This window comes from Deinococcus rhizophilus, from assembly GCF_030271215.1.
GTDB lineage: Bacteria > Deinococcota > Deinococci > Deinococcales > Deinococcaceae > Deinococcus > Deinococcus rhizophilus.
This window is the reverse complement of record NZ_JASNGB010000033.1, coordinates 1-21,495: the sequence shown is the minus strand read 5'-3', so window position 1 is coordinate 21,495 and position 21,495 is coordinate 1. Positions and strand designations below refer to the sequence as shown.

The 21,495-nt window shown below is 71.7% G+C and carries 22 protein-coding genes and 1 pseudogene; 13 read left to right on the top strand and 10 right to left on the bottom strand.

Annotated elements, in window-relative coordinates; all coding sequences use genetic code 11:
* Positions 1 to 203: pseudogene (locus QOL99_RS05735) on the top strand (hypothetical protein); the annotation flags it as partial.
* A gap of 37 nt (positions 204 to 240) precedes the next feature.
* Here QOL99_RS05735 and QOL99_RS05730 read toward each other — a convergent pair.
* A complete protein-coding gene (locus QOL99_RS05730; protein WP_285522183.1) occupies positions 241 to 786 on the bottom strand; it encodes a nucleotidyltransferase family protein in 546 nt (181 codons plus the stop codon).
* Positions 783 to 1,784 (bottom strand): ADP-ribosylglycohydrolase family protein, encoded by a 1,002-nt coding sequence (locus tag QOL99_RS05725; RefSeq protein ID WP_285522181.1) that lies wholly within the window; start codon positions 1,782 to 1,784, stop codon positions 783 to 785. Before QOL99_RS05725 ends, QOL99_RS05730 begins: the two co-directional genes overlap by 4 nt.
* 457 nt (positions 1,785 to 2,241) lie before the next feature.
* On the opposite strand from QOL99_RS05725, the gene QOL99_RS05720 reads away from it, so the two are divergent.
* The gene (locus tag QOL99_RS05720; RefSeq protein WP_285522180.1) at positions 2,242 to 2,466 is read left to right on the top strand and encodes a hypothetical protein; all 225 of its coding nucleotides are present in this window, start codon (positions 2,242 to 2,244) and stop codon (positions 2,464 to 2,466) included.
* Between the two features lie 12 nt (positions 2,467 to 2,478).
* Here the strand turns inward: QOL99_RS05720 and QOL99_RS05715 are convergent, their stop codons facing one another.
* Positions 2,479 to 3,141: a hypothetical protein gene (locus QOL99_RS05715; RefSeq protein WP_285522179.1), complete on the bottom strand. Its 663-nt coding sequence runs from the start codon at positions 3,139 to 3,141 to the stop codon at positions 2,479 to 2,481.
* A 178-nt stretch (positions 3,142 to 3,319) separates the two neighbouring features.
* Between QOL99_RS05715 and QOL99_RS05710 the strand changes: the two genes are divergently transcribed.
* Together QOL99_RS05710 and QOL99_RS05705 are read left to right on the top strand one after the other, a co-directional pair.
* Positions 3,320 to 3,649 (top strand): PadR family transcriptional regulator, encoded by a 330-nt coding sequence (locus QOL99_RS05710; RefSeq protein WP_285522178.1) that lies wholly within the window; start codon positions 3,320 to 3,322, stop codon positions 3,647 to 3,649.
* Positions 3,646 to 4,785 (top strand): permease prefix domain 1-containing protein, encoded by a 1,140-nt coding sequence (locus tag QOL99_RS05705; protein ID WP_285522176.1) that lies wholly within the window; start codon positions 3,646 to 3,648, stop codon positions 4,783 to 4,785. The genes QOL99_RS05710 and QOL99_RS05705 overlap by 4 nt, the downstream gene beginning before the upstream one ends.
* Here QOL99_RS05705 and QOL99_RS05700 read toward each other — a convergent pair.
* Positions 4,782 to 5,264 (bottom strand): TlpA family protein disulfide reductase, encoded by a 483-nt coding sequence (locus tag QOL99_RS05700; protein WP_285522174.1) that lies wholly within the window; start codon positions 5,262 to 5,264, stop codon positions 4,782 to 4,784. The two genes, QOL99_RS05705 and QOL99_RS05700, sit on opposite strands and share 4 nt — an antisense overlap.
* Positions 5,265 to 5,334: 70 nt before the next feature.
* On the opposite strand from QOL99_RS05700, the gene QOL99_RS05695 reads away from it, so the two are divergent.
* The 5 genes from QOL99_RS05695 (at position 5,335) to QOL99_RS05675 (ending at position 9,644) form a co-directional block, all read left to right on the top strand.
* Positions 5,335 to 6,129 (top strand): AzlC family ABC transporter permease, encoded by a 795-nt coding sequence (locus QOL99_RS05695; protein WP_285522172.1) that lies wholly within the window; start codon positions 5,335 to 5,337, stop codon positions 6,127 to 6,129.
* Complete coding sequence (locus QOL99_RS05690) at positions 6,126 to 6,422, top strand: AzlD domain-containing protein (RefSeq protein ID WP_285522171.1); 297 nt, start codon at positions 6,126 to 6,128, stop codon at positions 6,420 to 6,422. The genes QOL99_RS05695 and QOL99_RS05690 overlap by 4 nt, the downstream gene beginning before the upstream one ends.
* An 87-nt stretch (positions 6,423 to 6,509) precedes the next feature.
* A complete protein-coding gene (locus QOL99_RS05685) occupies positions 6,510 to 8,243 on the top strand; it encodes a PASTA domain-containing protein (protein ID WP_285522169.1) in 1,734 nt (577 codons plus the stop codon).
* A 21-nt stretch (positions 8,244 to 8,264) separates the two neighbouring features.
* A complete protein-coding gene (locus QOL99_RS05680; protein WP_285522167.1) occupies positions 8,265 to 9,398 on the top strand; it encodes a cysteine desulfurase family protein in 1,134 nt (377 codons plus the stop codon).
* A gap of 45 nt (positions 9,399 to 9,443) precedes the next feature.
* Entirely contained in the window at positions 9,444 to 9,644 is a 201-nt protein-coding gene (locus QOL99_RS05675) for a YgaP family membrane protein (protein ID WP_285522166.1), read from the top strand.
* Positions 9,645 to 9,647: 3 nt separating this feature from the next.
* Here QOL99_RS05675 and QOL99_RS05670 read toward each other — a convergent pair whose 3' ends face one another.
* From QOL99_RS05670 to QOL99_RS05660, 3 genes are all read right to left on the bottom strand, one after another.
* A complete protein-coding gene (locus QOL99_RS05670; RefSeq protein WP_285522165.1) occupies positions 9,648 to 10,322 on the bottom strand; it encodes a Nif3-like dinuclear metal center hexameric protein in 675 nt (224 codons plus the stop codon).
* Between the two features lie 108 nt (positions 10,323 to 10,430).
* Positions 10,431 to 13,199 (bottom strand): valine--tRNA ligase, encoded by a 2,769-nt coding sequence (locus QOL99_RS05665; protein WP_285522164.1) that lies wholly within the window; start codon positions 13,197 to 13,199, stop codon positions 10,431 to 10,433.
* Entirely contained in the window at positions 13,196 to 13,666 is a 471-nt protein-coding gene (locus tag QOL99_RS05660; protein WP_285522162.1) for an NUDIX hydrolase, read from the bottom strand. Before QOL99_RS05660 ends, QOL99_RS05665 begins: the two co-directional genes overlap by 4 nt.
* A gap of 398 nt (positions 13,667 to 14,064) precedes the next feature.
* Between QOL99_RS05660 and QOL99_RS05655 the strand changes: the two genes are divergently transcribed.
* Positions 14,065 to 14,610 carry a hypothetical protein gene (locus tag QOL99_RS05655; protein WP_285522160.1) on the top strand — a complete coding sequence of 182 codons (546 nt, stop codon included), beginning with the start codon at positions 14,065 to 14,067 and terminating at the stop codon, positions 14,608 to 14,610.
* Here QOL99_RS05655 and QOL99_RS05650 read toward each other — a convergent pair.
* Entirely contained in the window at positions 14,607 to 15,131 is a 525-nt protein-coding gene (locus QOL99_RS05650) for a DUF4388 domain-containing protein (protein ID WP_285522159.1), read from the bottom strand. The genes QOL99_RS05655 and QOL99_RS05650 overlap by 4 nt on opposite strands.
* Positions 15,132 to 15,265: 134 nt before the next feature.
* Positions 15,266 to 16,405 carry an NAD(P)/FAD-dependent oxidoreductase gene (locus QOL99_RS05645; RefSeq protein WP_285522158.1) on the bottom strand — a complete coding sequence of 380 codons (1,140 nt, stop codon included), beginning with the start codon at positions 16,403 to 16,405 and terminating at the stop codon, positions 15,266 to 15,268.
* A gap of 320 nt (positions 16,406 to 16,725) precedes the next feature.
* Between QOL99_RS05645 and QOL99_RS05640 the strand changes: the two genes are divergently transcribed.
* The 3 genes from QOL99_RS05640 to QOL99_RS05630 all read left to right on the top strand — a co-directional run bounded on the left by QOL99_RS05640 (position 16,726) and on the right by QOL99_RS05630 (position 20,635).
* Positions 16,726 to 17,217 carry a (2Fe-2S)-binding protein gene (locus QOL99_RS05640; RefSeq protein ID WP_285522157.1) on the top strand — a complete coding sequence of 164 codons (492 nt, stop codon included), beginning with the start codon at positions 16,726 to 16,728 and terminating at the stop codon, positions 17,215 to 17,217.
* Between the two features lie 107 nt (positions 17,218 to 17,324).
* Positions 17,325 to 19,715, top strand: a complete 2,391-nt coding sequence (locus QOL99_RS05635; RefSeq protein ID WP_285522155.1) for a xanthine dehydrogenase family protein molybdopterin-binding subunit — start codon at positions 17,325 to 17,327, stop codon at positions 19,713 to 19,715.
* 128 nt (positions 19,716 to 19,843) lie between these two features.
* Entirely contained in the window at positions 19,844 to 20,635 is a 792-nt protein-coding gene (locus tag QOL99_RS05630) for an FAD binding domain-containing protein (RefSeq protein WP_285522154.1), read from the top strand.
* Positions 20,636 to 20,735: 100 nt separating this feature from the next.
* On the opposite strand, the gene QOL99_RS05625 is transcribed toward QOL99_RS05630, so the two are convergent.
* Positions 20,736 to 21,215: an FKBP-type peptidyl-prolyl cis-trans isomerase gene (locus tag QOL99_RS05625; protein ID WP_285522153.1), complete on the bottom strand. Its 480-nt coding sequence runs from the start codon at positions 21,213 to 21,215 to the stop codon at positions 20,736 to 20,738.
* Positions 21,216 to 21,495 lie beyond the last annotated feature (280 nt).

The window sequence follows — 21,495 nt, the reverse complement described above, 5'->3', positions numbered from 1 at the left end:
GCACGCCCCCCCCGCCCGACGACGCGGGCCTGACCCGGCTCGCGGCCTGGGAAGCTGAGGCGGCGGCCCGGCTGACGCCCGAGCACCTCGCGGTGCGTGTGGGGGGGCGCAGCGTGGCCGAGCTGCTGCTGGAGCATGTCCGGGAAATGCTGTGGACGGCGGGGCAGATCGCGTCAGCGGCGGGACGGGTTCGTCTGGCTTGAGGAACCAGGGGTGCCTCCACTTCCCTGCGACGCCCCCTCACCCCTCCCGCAGCCAGGGCCACCGCGCCCGGTAGTCGGCCACCTTCGCCGCGTACAGGGCCGGGGTGTGGCTGCGGGGGTTGGGCCGCAGCACTCCGGCGGCGAGGTCGGCCAGGCCGGAGGGGGCATACAGCGCACCGTGGGCGTTCACGCCGACGCAGGTGCACTCCACCAGAAACTGGTCGATGCCCTCGCGGGCGCTGCGGATGGGCGGGCGGGTCAGGCCGTGCTTTTCCGGGAACCACAGGTGGACGCGGGCCTGGTTGCGGACCTCTGGCCGCACGCCGAGGTCCGCGAAGAGGGCAGCGGCGCGGCGAATGAAGGCGTCCTCGGCCTCGTAGCCCGTGTCGGGGTCCCAGTAAAAGAGGTCGTAGTCGCGGATGCCTGCCGCTGGCGCCTGCCCGCCGCGCACGTTCCAGACGGTCTGGAAGAGCGCCCCCGCGACGAGGTGGGCCTGGGGCGCCCCCAGCTCTGGCAGGCGGTCCAGAATCGCCGCGTTCGCCGGGTTCAGGCGGATGGTCGCCAGAAACTCAGCGCTGTTCATGACCGGAGCTGGGCACGGGCCGCCTCCAGCAGCGCCGGGAAGTGTTCCGCGCAGCTCCAGCCCCGCTCCCAGCCCGGCCAGGAGTGGCCCAGACGCAGCGGGGGGAGGAGGTGAGGCGGGACCTCCAGCCCCCGCGCTCCGGCGACCGCGCCCACCACGCAGGCCACCGTGTCGCTGTCGTCTCCGCGCAGGACGGCGGGTTCCACGCAGGCCAGCCACGGGTCGGCCTGGGCGTGGGCGACGGCGGCCTCCAGCGTGTCCAGCACGTAGCCGCTCTGGGAGGTGACGTGCCCGGAGAGCCCCGAGCGCACGCGGGCGCGAACCTGCGAGCGGGCGGCGCGGTCGCCCGTTCGGAAGGCGTCGTGCGCGGGCCGGGTGCCGAGTCCGAGCAGTCCGGCGTCCAGCAGGGTGGCGCGGGCATCCAGGCGGTCCATCCGCTCCAGCGCCGCCTCTGCCGCGTCCCGGTACCCTCCTCCCGAGTCCAGGCCCTCCAGCCACGCCGTGAAGAAGACCGAGGCGTGGACGCAGCGGGGGTCGGTGTGCGTCAGGGCCGTCACCGCCGCCGACTCGCGGGCCAGGGCCTCGCCCTGGAAGCCCGCCAGCCACACGGCCGCTATTCGCATCAGGCCACCGTTTCCGGCGCTCTGGTGCCCGCTCTCCGTCCAGGCCCGCGCCCCGCCTTCCAGCCCATCAGAACGCAGCGCCGCCCGCGTCAGGCCGCCCACATCGGGCGGAGCCGCGCCCAGCCACTCCCGCAGGGCCGCGAGGACCTCCGGGAGCCCGCCGCCCCGCGCGTAGCCCAGCAGGGTGGCGGCCACCATCTGGCTGTCGTCGGTGGCCTCGCCGGGCGCGAAGCCGAACACGCTGCCGGGCTGGTAGACCGTGAAGGACTCGCCGTAGCGGGCCTGGATCGCCTGCGGGGTCCCAAACTCGGTGGCGGCCCCCAGCGCGTCGGCGGCGGTCAGGGACAGGAGGGTCGGCAGCGCACGTTCGGACATAGGGGGCAGGGTAGCGGACGGGCGGGCGTGGCCCCGGCCACAGGTGGGCCCGCTCCCGGGAGCCGGGCACCGTACAGTGACCCCATGCGGACAAGGTACGGGTGGGTGCTGGCCGGGGTTCTGGTCCTGACCGGGTGCGAGGAAGCGGCACGCAAGCACGACGAGGAGCGGGCGACGCGGCTGGCCGGTGACAACGCGCAGTACTACCGCCAGAAGTGCGTGGAGGCCATCGAGCGTTTCCGGGTCAGGCCCGGCCCGGATGAGGGCACCCTGCCCCGCGCCCTGGACGGCCAGAGCTGCGAGAGCCCCCTGCTGAACGAGTACGCCCTCTCCGCCGAGCAGGCCGAACTGGTCCAGAGCAGCGTGATCCGCCTCGACCCCACCCGCCTGAGCGNAGAGCCCCCTGCTGAACGAGTACGCCCTCTCCGCCGAGCAGGCCGAACTGGTCCAGAGCAGCGTGATCCGCCTCGACCCCACCCGCCTGAGCGCCTACCGGGTGGTGATCGAGGGCAAGGACGGCGAGACCTACGACTACCGCGACCGGGGCACCGCCGAGGCCGAGGCCGAGCAGGCCGGGACCTTCGGGGACTCCTCGGCGGGCGGCACCCTGCCTGCTCCCGCCGCGCCGGAGGACGGCGACGAGAACCGTCCCCAGGTCAGCGAGAACGATGGGGTGGAGTGAGCGCTGCTCCCCTCATTCCAGCCACGGAAAGCCCCAGGGGTCGGCCGCGCAGAGGGCGTCCACCCGCGCCGCGTCGTGCGTGCGGACCGGCAGCGGGAAGTCGTCCGGGGTGACGGGCACCCGGAACAGGGGCCGCACGGGAACGGGGCTCACCCACTGCGGCTCGCGCACGGTTCCCAGGCCCGGCCAGTCGTAGGGCGGCATGGCCCCGAAGCGGTCCCGGGGCAGGACATACACGACACCGGGCGAGAGGAGCGAGCGCCCGTCCGTCACGGCAGGACCACGCGGGGCGAGCGACAGGTAATAACGCATGGGAGACCAGCGGCCGCCCTCCCGGAGTTGCAGCGCCGTGTTCACCATCCGCGCTGCCCGCGAGCGGTCCCGCAGGGCGTACATCAGCGCCCACAGGCCGTCCGAGGTCGCGTACACGCCCGCCCGGTTGCTGAAGTCGTCCGGGCTGAGGTCCACCGCCTGCCGGACCTCGAACTCGGGGATATCGGCCAGGGGCGAGCCGTGTAGGAGCAGGCCCTGCGTGGTCAGCCAGTCCAGAAAGCACCAGCGCGGCACGCCCGGCGGCAGGAGGCCGGGGTCGCGGGCTTCCAGCGCCCGCCCGAACGCGGCGAGGTCGGCGTGGGAGAGGGCCACCCGAGGGGCCTCCAGCATCCAGGGTCGCATGGGGCAAGTGTCGCGCACCTGGGAAAGTCCCGCCTCCCCTGAATGGCCCACCCACCTCCCCAGGCAGGCTAGGCTTGACAATCCAGTTACCCAGGCGAACTATGTAGACAGACAAAGCTTTGTGGGGCCAGCAACCGCGTGGGACGCCGCGTGGCCGACGGTCCATCCCGGAGGTCCTATGAATCCTGACCTGCTGCGCGGCAACCTCGACCTGATCCTGCTCTCGATTCTGGAGGCGCGGCCCCTCTACGGCTTCGCCATCATTCAGGAAGCGCGGGAGCGCACGGGCGGCTACTTCGACTTCAAGGAAGGCAGCCTTTACCCGGCGCTGCACCGGCTGGAGGCGGACGGTCTGCTCGCCGCGCAACTCGGGGAACTCGGGCGCAACGGCAAGCCGCGCAAGTACTACGCCCTGACCGACCAGGGCCGCGCGGCGCTGCGCGAAAAGCGCGAGGAATTCCGCACCTTCACCGGGGCCGTGACCCGGCTGGCCGGGGGCGGGACGTGACCCGCGCGGTTCCCGCGACGCCCGCGCCCCTCGCCGCCTACCTGCGCCGCGCGACCTGGGGCCTGCCCCCGGAGCGGCAGCAGGAGCTGTGGGACGAACTCGAAGACCACGTGCTGACGCGGGCGGACGGACTTTGCCTGAGCGGTCTGTCCCCCGAAGCGGCCCTCTCTCAGGCGCTGCGCGAACTTGGTCCGCCGACCCGCGTGAGCGCCGGAATGACCCAGGTGTACCTGATGCCCAAACTGATCCTGACCGCTTCCGCCGCCGCCCTTGCCCTCAGCGCCGCGCTGTACGCGCTGGCGGGAGGCGCGGAGGGCGGCGTCACCACCCTGCCCGTGCTGACGCAGCGGCCTGCCAAGCCCACCTGCGTGCGCGGGACCGTTCCCCAGAACGTGACCGTCGTGAGCCAGCAGGGAGGGGTGACCTGCTTTACCTACAACGACCCGCGCGTGTACCGGGGCGTGTACCTGCGCCTGAGCACCCTGCGCGACGCCCTGCGGACCCACGGTATCGAGGCAGCGGTGCAGCCGGGGGCCAACCTCGTCTTCCGGTTGCCGGAGGCGGGCCGGGTCGTGGTGAGCGGCTTCACGGGCTCGGACGGCCAGGGCTACGTGTCGGCGGCGGGGCTGGTCGCGGCGGCAAGCGGGGCGCCCCTGACCCTGAGTGGGTTCGCCGCGCCGGTCGTGACCCTGGCAGGCGTGCCCCTGCGCTTCGGGGACGGCCAGACCGCGTCGGTGGGCGAGGACTTCTACGGCGAGCTGTCGCAGGCCCTGGTGGAGCGGGTGGTGCCCCTCTGGGACGACCCGGCCAGCCTCAGCGTGACCACGCTGGCGGAGGGGGGCTTCACGCACCGCGTCGGGACGGGCCTGCCGCCCGGCGAGGTCGTGCTGCTGGTGACCCGCCGCACGTTCGGCAACGATTTCGTCACCTCCGCCGCCGAGGTCGGCGCGGACGGCACCGCGACCCTGCGCAGTTCCCAGCAGCGGCTGCGGTTCGTCTTCAGTTCCGGGCAGCTCTCGGCCCCGTCCCCGGACGGCTCGGCGTCCGCGCTGCTCGTGCGGGTCACCGGGGTTCCCCTCCAGAACCTGCCGACCGTCGTCACCCTGCCCACCCCGCGCACGTCCGAGGGCCGCTAACTCCCGCTTCCCTCGCCCGGCCCGCCTCCCGCCTGCTCCTCCAGCAGGTACGCGAGGCGGGTCCGCGCGTTCTCCTGACTGCCGTACACGCTCCGCAGCAGCTCACCGCCGGGCGCGAAGGCCAGCCAGTGCGGGGTGCCCTCGGTCTCCCAGGCGCGGGCGAGGTCGCCAGACACGTCGAGCGCGACGGGGAAGGGGAGGCGGGCGAAGTCGCGGGCGAATTTCACCAGCGTGGGCTCCACGTCCTCCCGGGGCAGCAGGCGGTGGCCCCGGCTGGTGTGCAGGGCCATCAGGTGGACCCGCCCCGCGTAGGCCGCGTGCAGCCGCTTCAGGAAGGGAATCCCGCGCGACACGCACCCGGCGCACTCCAGGTTGAAGACCATCACCAGTCCGGGGCGCTCCCAGGCGTCCGGCGGGGGCAGCGGCTCGCCGTGCACGAAGTCCTCGGGCGCGGGCCAGGGCAGGGGAGGTGAGAGCATGGGGCCAGCGTACCGCCCCCGGCAGACAGGCCCCGCCCGGCGGAGGGCCCGGCCCGCTAGCCTCGGGGACATGGTGACCGCCCCCATCCCCTCCGCCTTCTGGCCCCCCTTCTGGCGCGGGTTCCGTGCCCTGACGCCGCTGTGGCTGGGCCTGATTCCCTTCGCGGTGGCCTACGCGGTCACGGCGCGGGCGGCGGGGCTGAGCGTGCTCGAGACCCAGTTCATGAGCCTGACCGTCTTTGCCGGGGCCTCGCAGTTCGCGGCGGCGGGGCTGTTCGCGGGCGGGGCCCCGGCGCTGGGGATCGTGGCGACGACCTTCCTGCTCAATGCCCGGCACGTCCTGTACGGCCTGAGCCTCGCCCGGCAGGTGCCGCTGACGGGAGGGCAGCGCCTCCTGGCCGCGCAGTTTCTCACCGACGAGGCGTACGGGGTGGCGGTCGTGCACGGCCCGCGCGAGCCCGGCGGCCTGAGCTTCGCCTTCCTGCTGGGCGCCGAACTCAGCCTGTATCTGGTGTGGAACCTCGCCACGCTGGCCGGGGCGCTCGCGGGCGAGGTGCTGCCTGGCCCGCAGGCGCTGGGGGTGGGCGTGGTCTTCCCGCTGGCCTTTCTGGGATTGCTGGTGCCGCTGCTGGGGGACCGCCGGGCCGTCCTCGTCGCCCTGGCCTCGGGGCTGGGGGCCTGGGGGCTGGCGCGGGTGCTGCCGGGCGGGCTGGTGGTGCTCGCCTCGGGGGTGGGCGGGGCGCTGCTGGGGGCGTGGCTGGTGACACGACATCGCGCTGAGCTGGAGACGAGACCGGACGGAGTGGGCAGCGACCACGACCGGGAACCGGATGCGTCCGGGAGCACCCGCCGGGGGCCGCCGTGAGTCCCCTCCTCGTCACCTTGCTGATGTGGCTGGTCACCTACCCGGCGCGGCTGCTGGGCCTGTCGCTGGGGGGCCTGCGGTTGCCGCCCTTCTGGTTGGCCTTCCTGCGCTTCGTGCCTGTCAGCGTGTTCGCCGCGCTGATCGTGCCTGACGTGCTGGGCAGCCCGGAATGGCCCTGGCGCCTGCCCGCCGCGCTGGTGGGGGCGCTGCTGCTGTGGCGCACGCGCAGCCTCGCGGCGGGCATCCTGGGGGGCTTCGCAGCGTACTGGCTGGTGCGGGGAGCGGGCGGGTAGACGGGCGGGACGGGCGGATAGAGAGGTGCTGGCGGCCCGGGCCCCCTGTCACGAGCCCCGCGCCCCGACGCGCTATGCTGGCGGCGCATGACGGTTCAGGGCGGGGCTATCGACGGCAAATACGAGGTCGTGCGGGAACTCTCGCGCGAGGGGCACGTCACCCTCAGCGAGGTTCGCGCGGGCGAGGGCGTCACCCGGCGCCTCGCGTGGTTCGACGTGACCTCGCCCGCCGCCCGGCAGGGCTTTCACGCCTACCGCGCCGCGCTGCGGGCGGTGAATCCGGCCGGACTGACCGACGTGGTGGCCCGCCCCGGGGCCTACTACGCGGTGTGGCAGCCCGTCTCCGGCACCCCGCTGGAGGAGGTCGCCGCGCAGCCCCGCAAGGACGAGGAGGTCGTGCAGGGCGTGCAGGCCCTCGCCGCCGCGCTGGCCGCCCACGGCCAAGCCCTGCCCGACGCCGACGTGCTCGTGGACGGCCGGGAGGTGCGGGTGGCCTACCTGCGCCCGGCCCCGGAAGGCCGCCTCCCCGAGGAGGTCCAGCGCCTGAACGCGGCGGCGCTCGCGGCGCTGGGCGGGGGCCGGATCAAGCGCAAGCGGCAGCCCGGCGCCTGGCTCACCTTCGTGCCGGGACTGCTGTTTCTGGGCGGGGCCGTCTACCTGGGGGCCCAGGCCGCGCAGGTGTATCTCAACCCGCCCGTGAGCGAGGTCGCCGCCGTGACCGGGCAGCCGGGGCAGCAGGCCGCCCGCACCCTCACCGACGCAGGGTTCCGGGTGGAGTACACCCTGGGCGACGCCTCGGGGGTGGACGTGGGCGCCGTGATCCGGCAGGACCCGGCAGCCGGAACCAACCTTCCGGTGGGGCGGCTGGTCACCCTGACCGTGAACAACCCGCCCTCGGTGCCGGTGCCCCGGCTGGAGGACCTCAGTCTGACCCAGGCCCGCGCCGCCCTGCGTGACGGGGCGCTGGTGCCGGGCCGGGTCATTCGCGCGGACGGCACCCTCACCAAGACCCAGGAAGGCCGCGTGATCGCGCAGATCCCGGAGGCGGGCGCCACCATCGAGCGCGGGCAGCCCGTCTCGCTGATCGTGTCCACCGGAGTGCGCGGCAAGGAGACCTACCTGCCCAACCTGACCGGCCTGGAGTACGAGGACGCCCGCGAGCATGTGCGGCTGGCCGGGCTGGTGGTCGTCGATGTGGTTCAGCAGCCCAGCGACGCCGCCGAGAACACCATTCTCGCCCAGACGCCCGCCCCCTACGTGCGGGTGGCGGTGAACGGCCCGGTCACCCTGACGGTCGCCACCGCCCGCTACAGTCCCCCCGCCGAGCCTGCGGGCAGCCTGCCCCTGCCGCCGCCCCCGGTGATTCCCGAGCCTGAGCCCGAGCCCGAGGAGCCCCAGCAGCCTCAGCTCCAGCCGCCGCCTGCCGGGGAGACGGCGCCCGCCCAACCGCCGAGCGCCCCCGCGCCTGCCCCGGCCACCCCCGAGGCCCCCGCCGCGCCGCCTGCCCCGGTCACGCCCCCCGAGAGCGTGCCCCAGGAGACGGCCCCCGCCGAGCCCGAGGCCGCCGAGCCGGAGCCTGTACCCGACGCCACCCGCACGGTCAACTTCCGCTACGAGTTCTCCGCCGACCTGCCCGCCGGGACCTACACCATCTCGGTCCGTGACGCCGACGGCGAGCGGCAGGTCGACGGCCCCTACAGCGGCGCGGACCTCGCCGGGGCGGTGGCCGAGAGCGACCCCGCCGATCCGCTCACCGTGCGGGGCGACGCGGTCATCGTGATCCGGCGCGACGGCGAGGAATACGCGACGATCACCCCGTAAGTCGGGCGCCCAACAGGTTCCATGATCTACCTCGACCACGCCGCCACCCACCCCATGACCCCGGAGGCGCTCGCCGCCTATCTGGAGGCCGCCGCGCTGCCGGGCAATCCGTCCTCCGTCCACGCGGCGGGGCAGGCCGCCCGCGAGCGGCTCGAAGAAGGCCGCGCCCGCGTCGCCGCCGCGCTGGGGGTGGACCCCCGCACCATCATCGCCAACGGCGGCGGCACCGAGGGGGACAACCACGTGCTGCTGGGCGTGGCCCAGGCGTGGCAGCAGCGGCACGGGCACCCCGGCCACCTCGTCACCACGCCCACCGAGCACTCGGCGGTGCTGGCCCCGGCCCGCGCCCTGGCCGCGCAGGGCTGGGCGGTCACCTTCCTGACGCCGGATGCAGGCGGGCACTACGCCCCGGCAGAACTGGCAGAGGTGCTGCGGGAGGACACCGCCCTCGTCTCCATCCACCACGCGAACAACGAGACCGGGACCGTGCAGGACACGGCGGCGCTGGCGGCGGTCGCGGGGGAGCGGGGCGTGCCCTACCACACCGACGCGGTGCAGGCCCCCGGCGTGCTGCCCCTGGACCTGACCGGCTGGGGCGTCAGTTACGCCACCTTCAGCGCCCACAAGTGGGGCGGGCCGCGCGGGGTGGGCTTCCTGTACCTGCGGCGCGGGACCGAGCTGCCCCCGGTGACCCTGGGCGGCGGGCAGGAGGGCGGCCTGCGCCCCGGCACCGGCAACACGGCGGGCGTGTACGCGGCGGGCGTGGCCCTGGCAGGCGCGGAGGCGGCGCGGGAGGAGACGTTCGCCCACCTCGCCCGGATGCGCGACCGGTTTCTGGCGGGCGTCTCGGCCATCCCCCGCCTGCGAGTGAACCATCCACCGGACGCCAGTCCCAAGGTCGTCTCCCTGACCCTCCCCGGCGCGGACGGCGAGGCGCTGCTGATGAACCTCGACCTGCTGGGCGTGTGCGCGAGCGCAGGCAGCGCGTGCAGCGCGGGGACGATGCAGCCCAGCCACGTCCTGACCGCCCTGGGACTCAGCGAGGCCGACGCCCGCGCCTCGCTGCGCTTCAGCTTCGGCGCGGCCACCACCGGGGCCGAGGTGGACGCGGCGGCGGCGGCGCTCGTGCAGGCGGCCGAGTTCAGCCGGATGTAAGGCGAGGCCCAGAAGCGCCGGCCCTGACGGGCCTACACTGGGCCCATGCAGAAGAATATGGGCACCACCGACCGCACCCTCCGCACCGTGGCGGGCGTGGGCCTGATCGGGCTGGCAGCCACCACCCGTGGCCCGCTGGCCCTGGCGAGCGGCACCCTGGCCGCCGTGATGCTGGGCACCTCTGCCGTGGGGACCTGCCCGGCCTACCTCCCCCTCGGGATCGACACCCGCGAAGAGAAGCGCTGAGCCTCAGGCACTTCCGTACACCCGCGTCTCCAGGCCCGGAAAGGCCCCCTCCAGCTCCCGCGCCAGCCGCCGCAGCCCCCACACCTCGGTGCGGCGGTGCCCCAGCGCGACCACGCCCAGTCCCCGCTCCCGCGCCGCCCCCACCGCCGAGGGCCGAAGCTGCCCGGTGAGGTAGACCCGGACTCCCAGTCCGGCGACGTGCCCGACGAGCGCCGGATTCATCGCGTTCATCAGGGCCAGCCGCAGTGACCCGGCGGGCGGCTGGGGCGGCCAGGCGTCGTCCTCGCCGCCCAGTTCGGCGTGCAGCGCGGCGCGGAAGCTGGCCCACCCGCGTTGGGGCGGAGTCGCGCTCAGCCCCACGACGCGGCCTTCCCACATGACCTCCTCCACGTCGCTCCAGCCCAGCGCCCGCGCCAGCCTGCGGTTCGGCCCGGTCGTCAGGTGGGTGTCGAAGCCGTCGTGGGCGGTCAGCACGCCCAGCCCCGGCCAGCCGTCCCCCACCCGGCGCGAGCGGTGCAGGAAGAGGGCGTCGGCCTCCACCGTCGGCGGCAAGTCGGCGGGTTCCAGCGCGAGGGCCAGCCGCCGCACCCCGGCGGGACCGTCCCGGCGCAGCGGCTCCGGCTCGCCCAGTTCGGCCCGGAGCCAGCGGGCGAGGTCTTGCAGGGTGGGCGGGGTCATGGGGTCAGGATGCGCCCTGTGCGGCAGAGCGCCTGTCGTTTCTCTGCCACTCCCGAATGAAGGGTCCCACCACCCCCCCAGGCAGCGGGACTCCCCCCAGACTCCGGCTTACGCGAACTGCGCCAGTACCGCCTCCAGCCGTTCCTTCTGCGCCCCAAAGTCCTGCACCCGGCGCCGCTCCTCCTCCACGACCTCCTGCGGAGCGCGGGCCACGAATCCGGCGTTGTTCAGCTTGCCCTGGGCCTGCCCAATCTGCTTGTCCAGCTCGGCCAGCCGCTTCTGCTGCTTGCCCAGCCAGTCGGCAATGTCCACCGTGCCCTCCAGCGGGGCGCAGACGGTCACGCCCTGCTCCACGGCACTCAGCGTGCGGCCCGAGAGCCCCGGCACCAGCGTCACGCGGGCGATGCCCTCCACCACACGGGCGTTCTCGGCCACCGTTGCGGCGAGGTCGCCCTCCACCGCCACGCCCAGGCGGTCTTGCGGTGAGAGGCCCAGCTCGTTCTTGAGGGAACGGGCGGCGCTCACGGCGGCCCTCAGCGCGTCGAAGGCGCGGGTGGCCTCCGCGTCGTGCAGGGCGGTGTCGGGCTGCGGCCACGAGTGCAGCGCGATCTGGCGGCGGTGCCCCAGGTGCGCGTACAGCTCGGAGGTGATGAAGGGGATGAAGGGATGTAGCAGCTTCAGGATGTGTTCCAGCACGGCCTTGAGCGTGGCGAGCGTCCCCAGTTGCCCCGCCGCCAGCGCGGGCTTGGCCGCCTCGATGTACCAGTCGCAGAACTCGTCCCAGGTAAAGGCATAGAGGGTGCGAATCGCCGCGCCGATGTCGTACTCGTCGAGCCTCGCGGTCGCCTCCGCCGTCACCGCATTCAGGCGGCTGATGATCCAGCGGTCGGCCAGCGTGAGGTCGAGCCGGTGGCGCAGGACCGCCAGCACGTCCCGGCTGCGCATGGGGTCGCTGCCGTGGGCGTCGGGCTGCTCCACCGCACTGCGCACGTAGCGGGTCAGCTCATCCTCGCCGGTGAGCGCCGGGGCCGCCTCCGCGAGCCGCAGCCGGGCAAAGCGGGCCGCGTTCCACAGCTTGTTGGCAAAGTTGCGCCCCTGCTCGAAGCGCCGGGGGTCGTGCCGGATGTCCTGCCCGCCGGTGCTGAGGCTGGTAAAGGCAAAGCGGCAGGCGTCCACCCCGTACTCCCCGAACAGTTCCAGCGGGTCGATCCCGTTCCCCTTGCTCTTGGACATCTTCTGCCCCTTGCTGTCCAGATAGAGGCCGTGCAGCATCACCGTCTCGAAGGGCGCCTGATGGGTCATCGCGTACCCGGCCATCTGCATGCGCGCCACCCAGAAAAACAGGATGTCGTAGCCGGTCACGAGCACCTGCGTCGGGTAGAACTTGCGGTAGTCCTCGCAGTCGGTGTCAGGCCAGCCCAGCGTGGAGAAGGGCCAGAGGTTCGACGAGAACCACGTGTCGAACACGTCGGGATCGCGGCGCAGGTTCAGGTGCGCGTAGCGCGGGTCCTGATCGCAGTCCAGCTCGGGGTTCTCCGGGTCGGGCACGTAGACGTTGCCCTCCTCGTCGTACCACGCGGGAATCTGGTGGCCCCACCACAGCTGGCGGGAAATGTTCCAGTCGCGGATGTTCTCCAGCCAGTCGCGGTTGACCTTGCCGTAGCGCTCGGGCGTCAGCCGGATCTCGCCCGCGTCCAGCCCCTCCAGCACGCGCTGGGCCATCGGCTTCATGTTCACGAACCACTGGGTACTCACGATGGGTTCGACGGGCACCTTCGTCCGCTCGGACAGGCCGATGGCGGTGTCGTGGTCCTTTTCCTCGATCAGGTCGCCGGATTCGGTCAGCGCGGCGACCACCGCCTTGCGGGCAGCGAAGCGTTCCATCCCCCGGAACGGTTCCGGCACGAGGTCCGACGTCAGATTTCCGTGCAGGTCGATCACGCTGGGCCGCGCGAGGCCATGCCGCTCCCCGATCTCGAAGTCGGTGGGGTCGTGCGCGGGCGTGATCTTGAGCGCCCCCACCCCGAACTCGCGCTCCACCGCCCCGTCCGCGATGATCGGGATAAAGCGGTCGGTGAGCGGAATCCGCGCCCGCTGGCCGATCAGGTGGGCGAAGCGCTCGTCTTCCGGATGCACCGCGATCGCCTGGTCCGCGAAGATCGTCTCCGGGCGCACGGTGGCGATGCGGATCTCACCGGGCTCGCCGTTGCTGGCGGGGGCATTCGGGTCCTCCAGCTTGTAGGAGAGGGTGGACATCTTGCCCTTCCTCACCTCGCGGTCGATCTCCAGCTCGGAGAGGGTAGTCTGCGAGGCCGGGTCCCAGTTCACGATGCGCTCGCCCCGGTAGGCGAGGCCCTGGTGGTAGAGGCGCACGAACTGCGCCCGCACGGCCTTGCTCAGCCCCTCGTCCATCGTGAAGCGCTCGCGCGTCCAGTCGGCACTCACGCCCAGGCGGGTGAGCTGCTCCAGGATCATGCCGCCCGACTGCGCCTTCCAGTCCCAGACCCGTTCCAGAAAGGCCTCGCGGCCCAGGTCGAAGCGGGTCTGCCCGAGTTCCTTGAGTTGCCGCTCCACTACCACCTGCGTGGAGATCCCCGCGTGGTCGGTGCCGGGGAGGTACAGGGCCTCGAACCCCGCCATGCGCTTGTAGCGGATCAGGGTGTCGATCAGCGTGTTGTCCAGCGCGTGCCCCAGGTGCAGGTTGCCGGTCACGTTGGGCGGCGGGATCACGATGGTGAAGGGCGGGCGGGCGCTGCTCGCGTCGGCGCGGAAGGGCTCGCCCCGCCAGCGGGCCGCCCAGGCGGGTTCGATGGCGGCGGGGTCAAAAGCCTTGGCGAGGGCGGTGTCGTTCGTCTCGGGGGTGGGGAGGTCGGTCATGCGGGGGTCTCCTCGGGGGTGGGGGCGTGGAGGAAGACGTCCATCTCCCAGTCAAGTCGGGCGGTGGAGAGCGCCTCCCAGCGGAAGCGGAACAGGTGGCCGTTGGCGGCGTGGTCCCAGGTGTCCGGGAGTCCCGCCGGGGCGGTCAGGTGGTAGAAGTGGCGCAGCTCGCGCTTGGCATAGGTCTCGTTGATCCACCCGGCGCTGCCCAGGTATCCCTCCAGGCGAAAGCCCGTGCGCCCGGTTTCTTCCTGCACCTCCCGCAGCGCGGCCTCGGCGGGCGTCTCGCCGGGGTCCACTCCCCCCGCCACGATCTGCACGCCGGACCCGTTGTCGGGAACGTGGTCGAAGACCAGCAGCCCGGTGCCTCCCCGGGTTGGCCTGGTGATCTGGCAGACCGCCCTTTCCCGCAGGTGGTGGGCGCTGGCGTGAGCGCGGGCTTCTTCGAGGTTCTGAAAGGTGACCATACGGGCTCCTGCGGACAGTCTTGCGAAGAGAGAAAACGAAGAACGCCCCGTCCGACCGGCGTGTGCCGGATGCGGACGAGACGTGAGGCTGTATGTCCCGTGGTACCACCGCGTTTCCCCACCCGTGTGGGGCACTCGTGCCGCGCTGTCTCGGGCGCGTCCCGGAAGGCTCTACTCGGCTCCCGTTCAGGTGCCTTTCTTCCCCCACGCTCGCGGGCGACTTTCCCCGGTGCGCCCTCCCGCTGGGGCTTTCAGCCATGGCCCCGGCTCTCTGTGGGTGCGCTCCTGCCGGGTACTCCTCCCGGTCACTGCTCGGGGAGTCTCGGGCGCGGGCGGGCGGGTTTCAATCCGCCTCCTGGCGAATGGTGGGGGAGACGCGGGGCGGTCACCCTGGGGCGATGCCAGCTTTAAGCGAATTCACGCTCTACCACCGGGCGGTGCGAGACGTGCGCGGCGACAGGTTGCTGCCGCTGAGCGCCCTGCGCGACACCTACCCCGACGTGTATACCCGCGAGGCCGCCAAATACGCGGGCCGCGAGGAACTGGCCGCCGAACGGGTGCTCCCTCTGGGCTGCGGCTGGGGCGACGTGCTGTTCTTCTCGCCCGTTCATCCTGGCCCGCTGCTGGAGGCTGTCCGGGCGTCGGGCCGTGAGGTGCCTCCGCTCCGCTTCTGGACCCTGCGGGCGGATGCGCTGAACCCGGCGTGGGCGTGCGTGAAGCGGGTGCGCCCCTGGCCGGATGGACGCTACATCCCGCCCGTCCCGGAGGACTACGGCCCCTACGACGCCCCCACGCTGGCGCGGGTCAGCAAGCCGCCTGCCGCAACCCTGGCACGGCTGCGGACCCTCCCGACGCAGGCCCCGCTGATCCTCTGGTCGGACGTGCCCCACGTGCTGTACCGGGGAACGGTGCCGCTCTCCGCGCTGGGCGAGGTCCGGGTCTAACCTGCCACCTCGACCAGCCCCGCCGTCACGAACGGGTGAATGGTCTCCAGGGCGTTCCGGGGAGGCAGGCCGCAGCGGTCGAGCATGGTTCGCAGCGGCAGGCCCTCGGGCACGAGGCTCAGGGCCGCGTACTGCGAGCGGGTGACAGGCTGGGCATCGGTCCAGCGGTCGGTGAAGCGCAGCGGTCGGCTCCAGTCGGAAAAGACGTGCAGCAGCGGCCCCCAGGCGTCCGATTCCTCGATCAAGCGGCGCAGGGCGGCCTCGCGCCGCAGCGAGAGCGTGTGCTCGGCGGCGGGCACGTCGGGTGCAAAGGTAAAGTGCCCCGCGTCCAGGGTGCTCAGGACCTGCAGGGCACCCTCCCCGGTCAGCCCCCCGGAGCGGGCGTGCACCAGTTCGCCCGGCTCGACCCACACCTCGCCGCCCCGTGCGTGCGCCACGCTCAGCCGCCCCCGGCGACCGCTCGACAGCAGCATCTGCATCACGGGCAGGAACCCAAAGACCGCCAGATCACCGCGCACCATGCGGGGCAGTGTAGAGGGGGTCTTCGTGCAGAGGTCTGACAGAGGGGCCTTTCCCGCCCGCTGCCACCCCCAAAGGGGAGGGGGCCACCCGCAGGCAGCCCCCCCGACTTCTCGACCTCTCGACCCCACGCCGATCAGTCGATGCTGGCCCGCCAGCGCCACTCGCTGGCCTTTTTCATCACGTGGGCGATGCCGCCCGTGATGGCGAGCTTCTGGTTCCAGGGCAGCTTCATCCAGCCCACCGCCATCAGGCCGCCGAGGGACACGAACTCGCCCAGGGTAGTCGGCTCGTAGGGCTCCAGCGCGTCGCCGCGCACCAGGTGCAGGATGTTCTTGCCCGTCAGGCGGCCCTGCTGCCCGGCGTGCTGCGCGGTGGTGGGCACCGGCTTGCCTTCCTGGTTCAGCGCGAGTCCCATGTCGCCGACCACGAACACGTCGGGGTAGTTCTTGGCCCGCAGGAACTCGTCCACGGCGATGCGCCCGCCGGGACCCTTTTCCAGCCGCTCGCCCTTCACGATGTCGCGGGCCTGGATGCCGCCCGTCCAGATGATCTTGCCCGCCTCGATCACCTTCTGCTCACCGCCTTGCGTCTGCACGGTGACGCTGCTCTCGGTCGCGCCCATGATGCGGTGTCCGACCAGAATCTCGATGCCGTACTCGCGCAGCACGCGCTCGGCCTTCTGGCGCAGGGGCTCGTCGAGGATCGGCAGGATCTTGGGACCCGCCTCCACGAGGTAGATGCGGAAGGGGGGCAATCCCCGCGCCTTGGACAGCACCTCGGCCCGCTGCGCGAGCTCGGTGACCAGTTCGACGCCCGTCAGGCCCGCGCCGCCCACCACGATGTCGCGGTTGCCCTGGTACTCGCCCGAGTAGACCTGATTGACAAAACCGTAGATCTCGTCGGCGTCGCTGAGCTGCTTGAGCTCGGAGGCGTGCTCGGCCAGTCCCGGAATGCGGTAGAAGTTCGTGACCGACCCCAGGCCCACGACCAGCGTGTCGTAGGTCAGCACGCGCCCGTCTTTGAGGGTGACCTCGCGGGCGTCGATGTCCACATCCTCGACCGAGGCCTGCTCGAAGGTCACGCCCGTGCCGCGCAGCAGCGGCTCGATAGGCAGGGTCACGCGGGTGTTGTGGGCCGCGGCCTCGTGCAGCCGGGTTTCAAAGGTATGGAAGGGGTTCTGTTCAACCAGCAGGGCTTCGTGGCCCGGCATGGGCTTGAGCTTGGTGGCCACCGCGAGGCCCGCGTAGCCAGCACCGAGGATCAGGGTCTTCATGCACACTCTCCAGTGAAGAAATTCACGAGTTGGCTCCGGGGCAGGGTACACCCACAAAAAGCCGCCGGGGGGTCTGCCCCGGTCGTGATAACAGCGTACACCCTACACCAACAGGGTCTGTCACCGGGAACACCAGGTCTAGAGCGGGGCAGGGGCACCCCGGACGCATCCGGGCGCAGGCGGGCGGCGTTCATGCTTGAATAGGCAGGTACACACAACCCGGTCCCTGCCTGTCCCGCCCGCTCACCCCCCACCCGGAGGTCGACCATGCTGGAACGCTCCCCGTCTTTCCCTCTTGCTCCCCGCGCCAGGAGGCGGCCATGAACGTCACCGTGACGGTCAACGGCAAGGCCCACACCCGCGACGTGGAACCCCGCACGCTGCTGGTGCATTTTCTGCGCGAGGACCTGGGCCTGACCGGCACCCACGTCGGCTGCGACACCAGCCAGTGCGGGGCCTGCACCGTCCACCTGAACGGCGAGGCCGTCAAAAGCTGCACGGTCCTCGCGGTGCAGGCGGGCGGAATGGAGGTCACCACCATCGAGGGAATCGGCACCGCCGCCGAACTGCACCCCCTCCAAACCGGCTTCTGGGAGAAGCACGGCCTCCAGTGCGGCTTTTGCACCCCCGGCATGATCATGAGCGCCGCCGAACTCCTGCGGCACGACCCCGACCCCAGCGAGGAGACGATCCGCCACCACCTCGAGGGCAACTACTGCCGCTGCACCGGCTACCACAACATCGTCTTCGCCGTGCAGCACGCGGCGGCGGCGATGCGGGAGCGGCAAGCGGGGCAGGCGGCAGACGACTGAAAGCCTGACTGAGAGCCTGTGGCCCGTGGCTTATGGCGTGTGGAGAACACCGGGCCTCCTCTCCACGGGCCACTCGCCGCAGGCCACACGCCTTCCCGGAGGGAAACATGACCGACCGAACCGACAAGTACATGGGCCAGGCCCTCAAGCGCAAGGAAGACCCACGCTTTATCACCGGGGCCGGGCAGTACACCGACGACTTCGTGTTGCACGGGATGCTGCACGCGGCGATGGTCCGCAGTCCCTACGCGCACGCCCGGATCACCGGGATCGACAAGAGCAGCGTGGAGGACATGCCCGGCGTGCACGCCGTCCTGACCGGCGAGGACGTGGCGGCGGCGGGCACGGGGCCTATCCCGGTGGGCTGGCTGCTGCCCGAGCTGAAGGTGCCCCCGCACCACGCGGTGGCGCAGGGCGAGGTCAACCACGTGGGCGACATCGTGGCGGTCGTGGTGGCCGACACACGGGCGCAGGCCGAGGACGCGGCGGCGATGCTCGCGGTGGACTACGAGGCCCTGCCCTCGGTGGCGCTGGGCAGCGCGGCGCTGGAGGACGGTGCCCCCCAGGTCCACGACGACGTGCCGGGCAACGTGGCCTTTCGCTGGGAGATCGGGGACGAGGCGGCGCTGAACGAGGCGTTTGGCCGGGCGCACAAGACGGTGAAGGTCAACCTGCGCAACCACCGCCTGGTGCCCAACGCCATCGAGCCACGGGCTTCCCTGGCGCAGTTCTCGCCCGCCAGCGGGGAATACCTGCTGTACACCACCTCGCAGAATCCGCATATCCACCGACTGATCCTGGCGGCCTTCGTGCTGAACATTCCCGAGCACAAGCTGCGGGTCATCAGCCCGGACGTGGGCGGGGGCTTCGGTTCCAAGATCTTCCAGTATCAGGAGGAAGTGATCGTGCTGCTGGCCGCCCGGCTGCTGGGCAAGCCGGTCAAGTGGGCCGCCCGCCGCTCCGAGAGCTTCGTGTCCGACATGCAGGGCCGCGACCACGAGTCGGAAGCTGAACTTGCCGTGGACGCCGAGGGCCGGATGCTGGGGCTGCGCGTGAACACGGTCGCCAACCTCGGCGCGTACCTCACCCTCTTCGCGCCCGCCGTGCCGACCTACCTGTACGGCACGCTGCTGAACGGCGTGTACAAGTTCCCCGCCGTTCACGCGAAGGTGACGGGCGTGGTCACCAACACCGTCCCGGTGGACGCCTACCGGGGCGCGGGCCGACCCGAGGCCACCTACCTTGTCGAGCGCGTCGTGGACGTGATGGCGCACGAGCTGGGAATGGACCCGGCCGAGTTCCGGCGCATCAACTTCATCCAGCCTGACGAGTTTCCCTACCAGACGCCCGTCGCGCTGGTCTACGACTCGGGGAACTATGAGCCCGCGCTGGATATGGCGCTCGACATGATGAAGTACCCCGACCTCCGCGCCGAGCAGGAGCGGATGAAGGGCACGGGCAAGATCCTGGGCATCGGGGTGATCTCCTACGTGGAGGCCTGCGGGCTGGCGCCGTCCGCGCTGGTCGGGCAACTCGGGGCACAGGCGGGGCAGTGGGAAAGCTCGCTGGTGCGCGTTCACCCGACCGGCAAGGTCGAGCTGTACACCGGGTCGCACAGCCACGGCCAGGGCCACGAGACGGCTTTCCCGCAGATTGCCGCCGACGAACTCCAGATTCCCATCGAGGACATCGACCTGATCCACGGCGACACGGGCCGGATGCCCTACGGCTGGGGCACCTACGGCTCGCGCAGTGCGGCGGTGGGCGGCAGTGCGCTGAAGGTCGCCCTGCAAAAGATCACCGCCAAGGCGAAAAAGATCGCCGCGCACCTCCTCGAAGCCTCCGAGGAGGACGTGGAGCACGCGGAGGGGGTGTTCCGGGTCAAGGGCGCTCCGGGCCAGCAGAAGACCTTTTTCGACGTGGCGCTGATGGCGCACCTCGCGCACAACCTGCCCGAGGGGCTGGAGCCGGGGCTGGAGGCGACCGCCTTTTACGACCCCAAGAACTTCGTGTACCCCTTCGGCACCCATATCGCGGTGGTCGAGATCGACACCGACACCGGGCACGTCAAACTTCGCAACTACGGCTGCGTGGACGACTGCGGCCCCCTGATCAACCCGCTGATCGTGGAAGGGCAGGTTCACGGCGGCATCGCGCAGGGAGCGGGGCAGGCGCTCTGGGAGGACGCCGCCTACGACGACGAGGGCAACTTCCTGGCCGGGACCTTCATGGAATACGCGGTGCCGCGTGCCGACGACCTGCCCTCCTTCGAGACGGGGCACACCGTCACGCCGAGTCCCCACAATCCCCTCGGGGTCAAGGGAATCGGCGAGTCGGGCACCATCGCCAGCAGTGCCGCCGTCGCCAACGCCGTGATGGACGCCCTGTGGCACGAGTGCCGCATCCCGCATCTGGACATGCCCTACACCTCCGAGAAGGTCTGGCGGGCGATCCGGGACGCGCGGGGCGCGGGACTGGGGCAGGCGGCAGACGACTGAAAAGAGCCGTGAGTGGGCCGTCCTGAACAGAGCCTGAACAGAGAAAGTGCCGCAAAAGCGGATGCACTCGCTCAAGTTCCCATCGACCACTTTCCACTCACCACTGACCCCCATCCCGGAGGGAACCCATGTACCCAGCCAATTTCGACTACCACCGCGCCAGCAGCGTGCAGGAAGCCCTGGCGATGATGGCCGAGAATCCGGACCTCAAGGTGATCGCGGGAGGGCACTCGCTCCTGCCCGCCATGCGGCTGCGGCTGGCCCAACCGCCCGCGCTGCTCGACGTATTCGGGCTAGAGGAGCTGCGGGGCATCCGGCGCGAGGGCGACGTGTTCGTGGTGGGCGCGATGACCACCCACGCGCAGGTCCTGCGCTCCGAGCTGCCCCTCTTTCCCGAGGTCGCCCACGAGGTCGGGGACCCGATGGTCCGCAACCGGGGCACCATCGGCGGCTCGCTCGCGCACGCCGATCCCAGCGCGGACTATCCGGCAGCGGCCCTGGCCCTCGGCGTGGAGTTCGTCATTCGTGGCCCCGGCGGTGAGCGCACCGTGCCCGCCGACGAGATGTTCGTGGGCATGTTCGAGAGCGCGGTGGGGCTCGGCGAACTGCTGACCCACATCCGCATCCCGGCCAGCGTGCGCGGGAGCGCCTACGAGAAGTTCAAGCATCCGGCCAGCCACTACGCGATCGCCGGAGTCGCCGTCGTCAGGCACGCGGACGGCGAGATTCGGGCCGCCTACACCGGGGCGGGGGAGAGGGCCGAGCGCCTGCCCCTCCTCGAAGAGCGCCTGAACGCGGGACAGCCCGCCGGGGAGGGGCTGGTGGACGCCGCGAACCTGCTGGGCGACCGCTTCGCCAGCCCCGAGTACCGGGCGCATCTGGTGGACGTGCTGGCGGGACGGGCGGCGGCGAGGGTGTAGGGGAGCGGTCAGCCCTCAGCGCTCAGCGCAACAAAGAACGCTCCGGCCTGAAGCTGGAGCGTTCTTTGTTGCTGGAAGCTGACGGCCAAGCGCCAAGCGCTCACTCCTCGTCGTGCATCCCCGGCGTGTGGGCGTGGCCGTGCTCCAGCTCCTCGGCGGTGGCGTCGCGAACGGCGCGGACGGTCACGTCGAAGTCGAGCACCTTGCCCGCGAGGGGCGCGTTGAAGTCCACCCGCACCGTGTCGCCGTCGACCGACAGGACGGTGAAGGGCAGCACGGAGCCGTCCTCGGCCTGCGCGTAGTAGGTCGCGTCGACCTCGATGTCGTCGTCGAAGTCCTCGCGGTCAAGCACCTCGACGTTGTCCTCGTCGCGGGCACCGTAGCCGTCCTCGGGCTGCACGGTGACGTGGAGGCTGTCGCCGGAGCGCTTGCCTTCCAGCGCCCGCTCCAGACCGGGGATGATGTTGTTGTGGCCGTGCAGGTAGGTCAGCGGCTCGCCCTGCTCGCTGGCATCGACGACCTCGCCCTCGACCTTGAGCACGTAGTCGATCTCGACAACCTTGTCCTGGGTGATGTTCATGGGGTTCTCCGTTCGGTGAATGTGGAAAGAGTCGGCAGACTTGCCCCAGGAGTCTACCCCCTGGCCCCCGGCCCCGGCCCATGCCGCCCGCCTATGCTGCCGCCATGACCTCCCAGGACCCCGCCCCCGTCCGGCTGGATTTTCCCATGCATGTCAGCGTCCCGGAAGCGCGTGCACGGTTGGCGGCGCTGCTGCCCACGCCAGGCACCGAAACCGTGCCGCTCGCCCAGGCGCGGGGCCGCCGCCTCGCCGCCGACCTCGCCGCCCGCGTGAGCCACCC

Coding starts and splice junctions, on each gene's coding strand:
- QOL99_RS05730 (WP_285522183.1), bottom strand. CDS start 786: ATGAACAGCGCTGAGTTTCTGGCGACCATCCGCCTGAACCCGGCGAAC.
- QOL99_RS05725 (WP_285522181.1), bottom strand. CDS start 1,784: ATGTCCGAACGTGCGCTGCCGACCCTCCTGTCCCTGACCGCCGCCGAC.
- QOL99_RS05715 (WP_285522179.1), bottom strand. CDS start 3,141: ATGCGACCCTGGATGCTGGAGGCCCCTCGGGTGGCCCTCTCCCACGCC.
- QOL99_RS05710 (WP_285522178.1), top strand. CDS start 3,320: ATGAATCCTGACCTGCTGCGCGGCAACCTCGACCTGATCCTGCTCTCG.
- QOL99_RS05700 (WP_285522174.1), bottom strand. CDS start 5,264: ATGCTCTCACCTCCCCTGCCCTGGCCCGCGCCCGAGGACTTCGTGCAC.
- QOL99_RS05695 (WP_285522172.1), top strand. CDS start 5,335: ATGGTGACCGCCCCCATCCCCTCCGCCTTCTGGCCCCCCTTCTGGCGC.
- QOL99_RS05685 (WP_285522169.1), top strand. CDS start 6,510: ATGACGGTTCAGGGCGGGGCTATCGACGGCAAATACGAGGTCGTGCGG.
- QOL99_RS05680 (WP_285522167.1), top strand. CDS start 8,265: ATGATCTACCTCGACCACGCCGCCACCCACCCCATGACCCCGGAGGCG.
- QOL99_RS05675 (WP_285522166.1), top strand. CDS start 9,444: ATGCAGAAGAATATGGGCACCACCGACCGCACCCTCCGCACCGTGGCG.
- QOL99_RS05670 (WP_285522165.1), bottom strand. CDS start 10,322: ATGACCCCGCCCACCCTGCAAGACCTCGCCCGCTGGCTCCGGGCCGAA.
- QOL99_RS05665 (WP_285522164.1), bottom strand. CDS start 13,199: ATGACCGACCTCCCCACCCCCGAGACGAACGACACCGCCCTCGCCAAG.
- QOL99_RS05660 (WP_285522162.1), bottom strand. CDS start 13,666: ATGGTCACCTTTCAGAACCTCGAAGAAGCCCGCGCTCACGCCAGCGCC.
- QOL99_RS05655 (WP_285522160.1), top strand. CDS start 14,065: ATGCCAGCTTTAAGCGAATTCACGCTCTACCACCGGGCGGTGCGAGAC.
- QOL99_RS05650 (WP_285522159.1), bottom strand. CDS start 15,131: ATGGTGCGCGGTGATCTGGCGGTCTTTGGGTTCCTGCCCGTGATGCAG.
- QOL99_RS05645 (WP_285522158.1), bottom strand. CDS start 16,405: ATGAAGACCCTGATCCTCGGTGCTGGCTACGCGGGCCTCGCGGTGGCC.
- QOL99_RS05640 (WP_285522157.1), top strand. CDS start 16,726: ATGAACGTCACCGTGACGGTCAACGGCAAGGCCCACACCCGCGACGTG.
- QOL99_RS05635 (WP_285522155.1), top strand. CDS start 17,325: ATGACCGACCGAACCGACAAGTACATGGGCCAGGCCCTCAAGCGCAAG.
- QOL99_RS05630 (WP_285522154.1), top strand. CDS start 19,844: ATGTACCCAGCCAATTTCGACTACCACCGCGCCAGCAGCGTGCAGGAA.
- QOL99_RS05625 (WP_285522153.1), bottom strand. CDS start 21,215: ATGAACATCACCCAGGACAAGGTTGTCGAGATCGACTACGTGCTCAAG.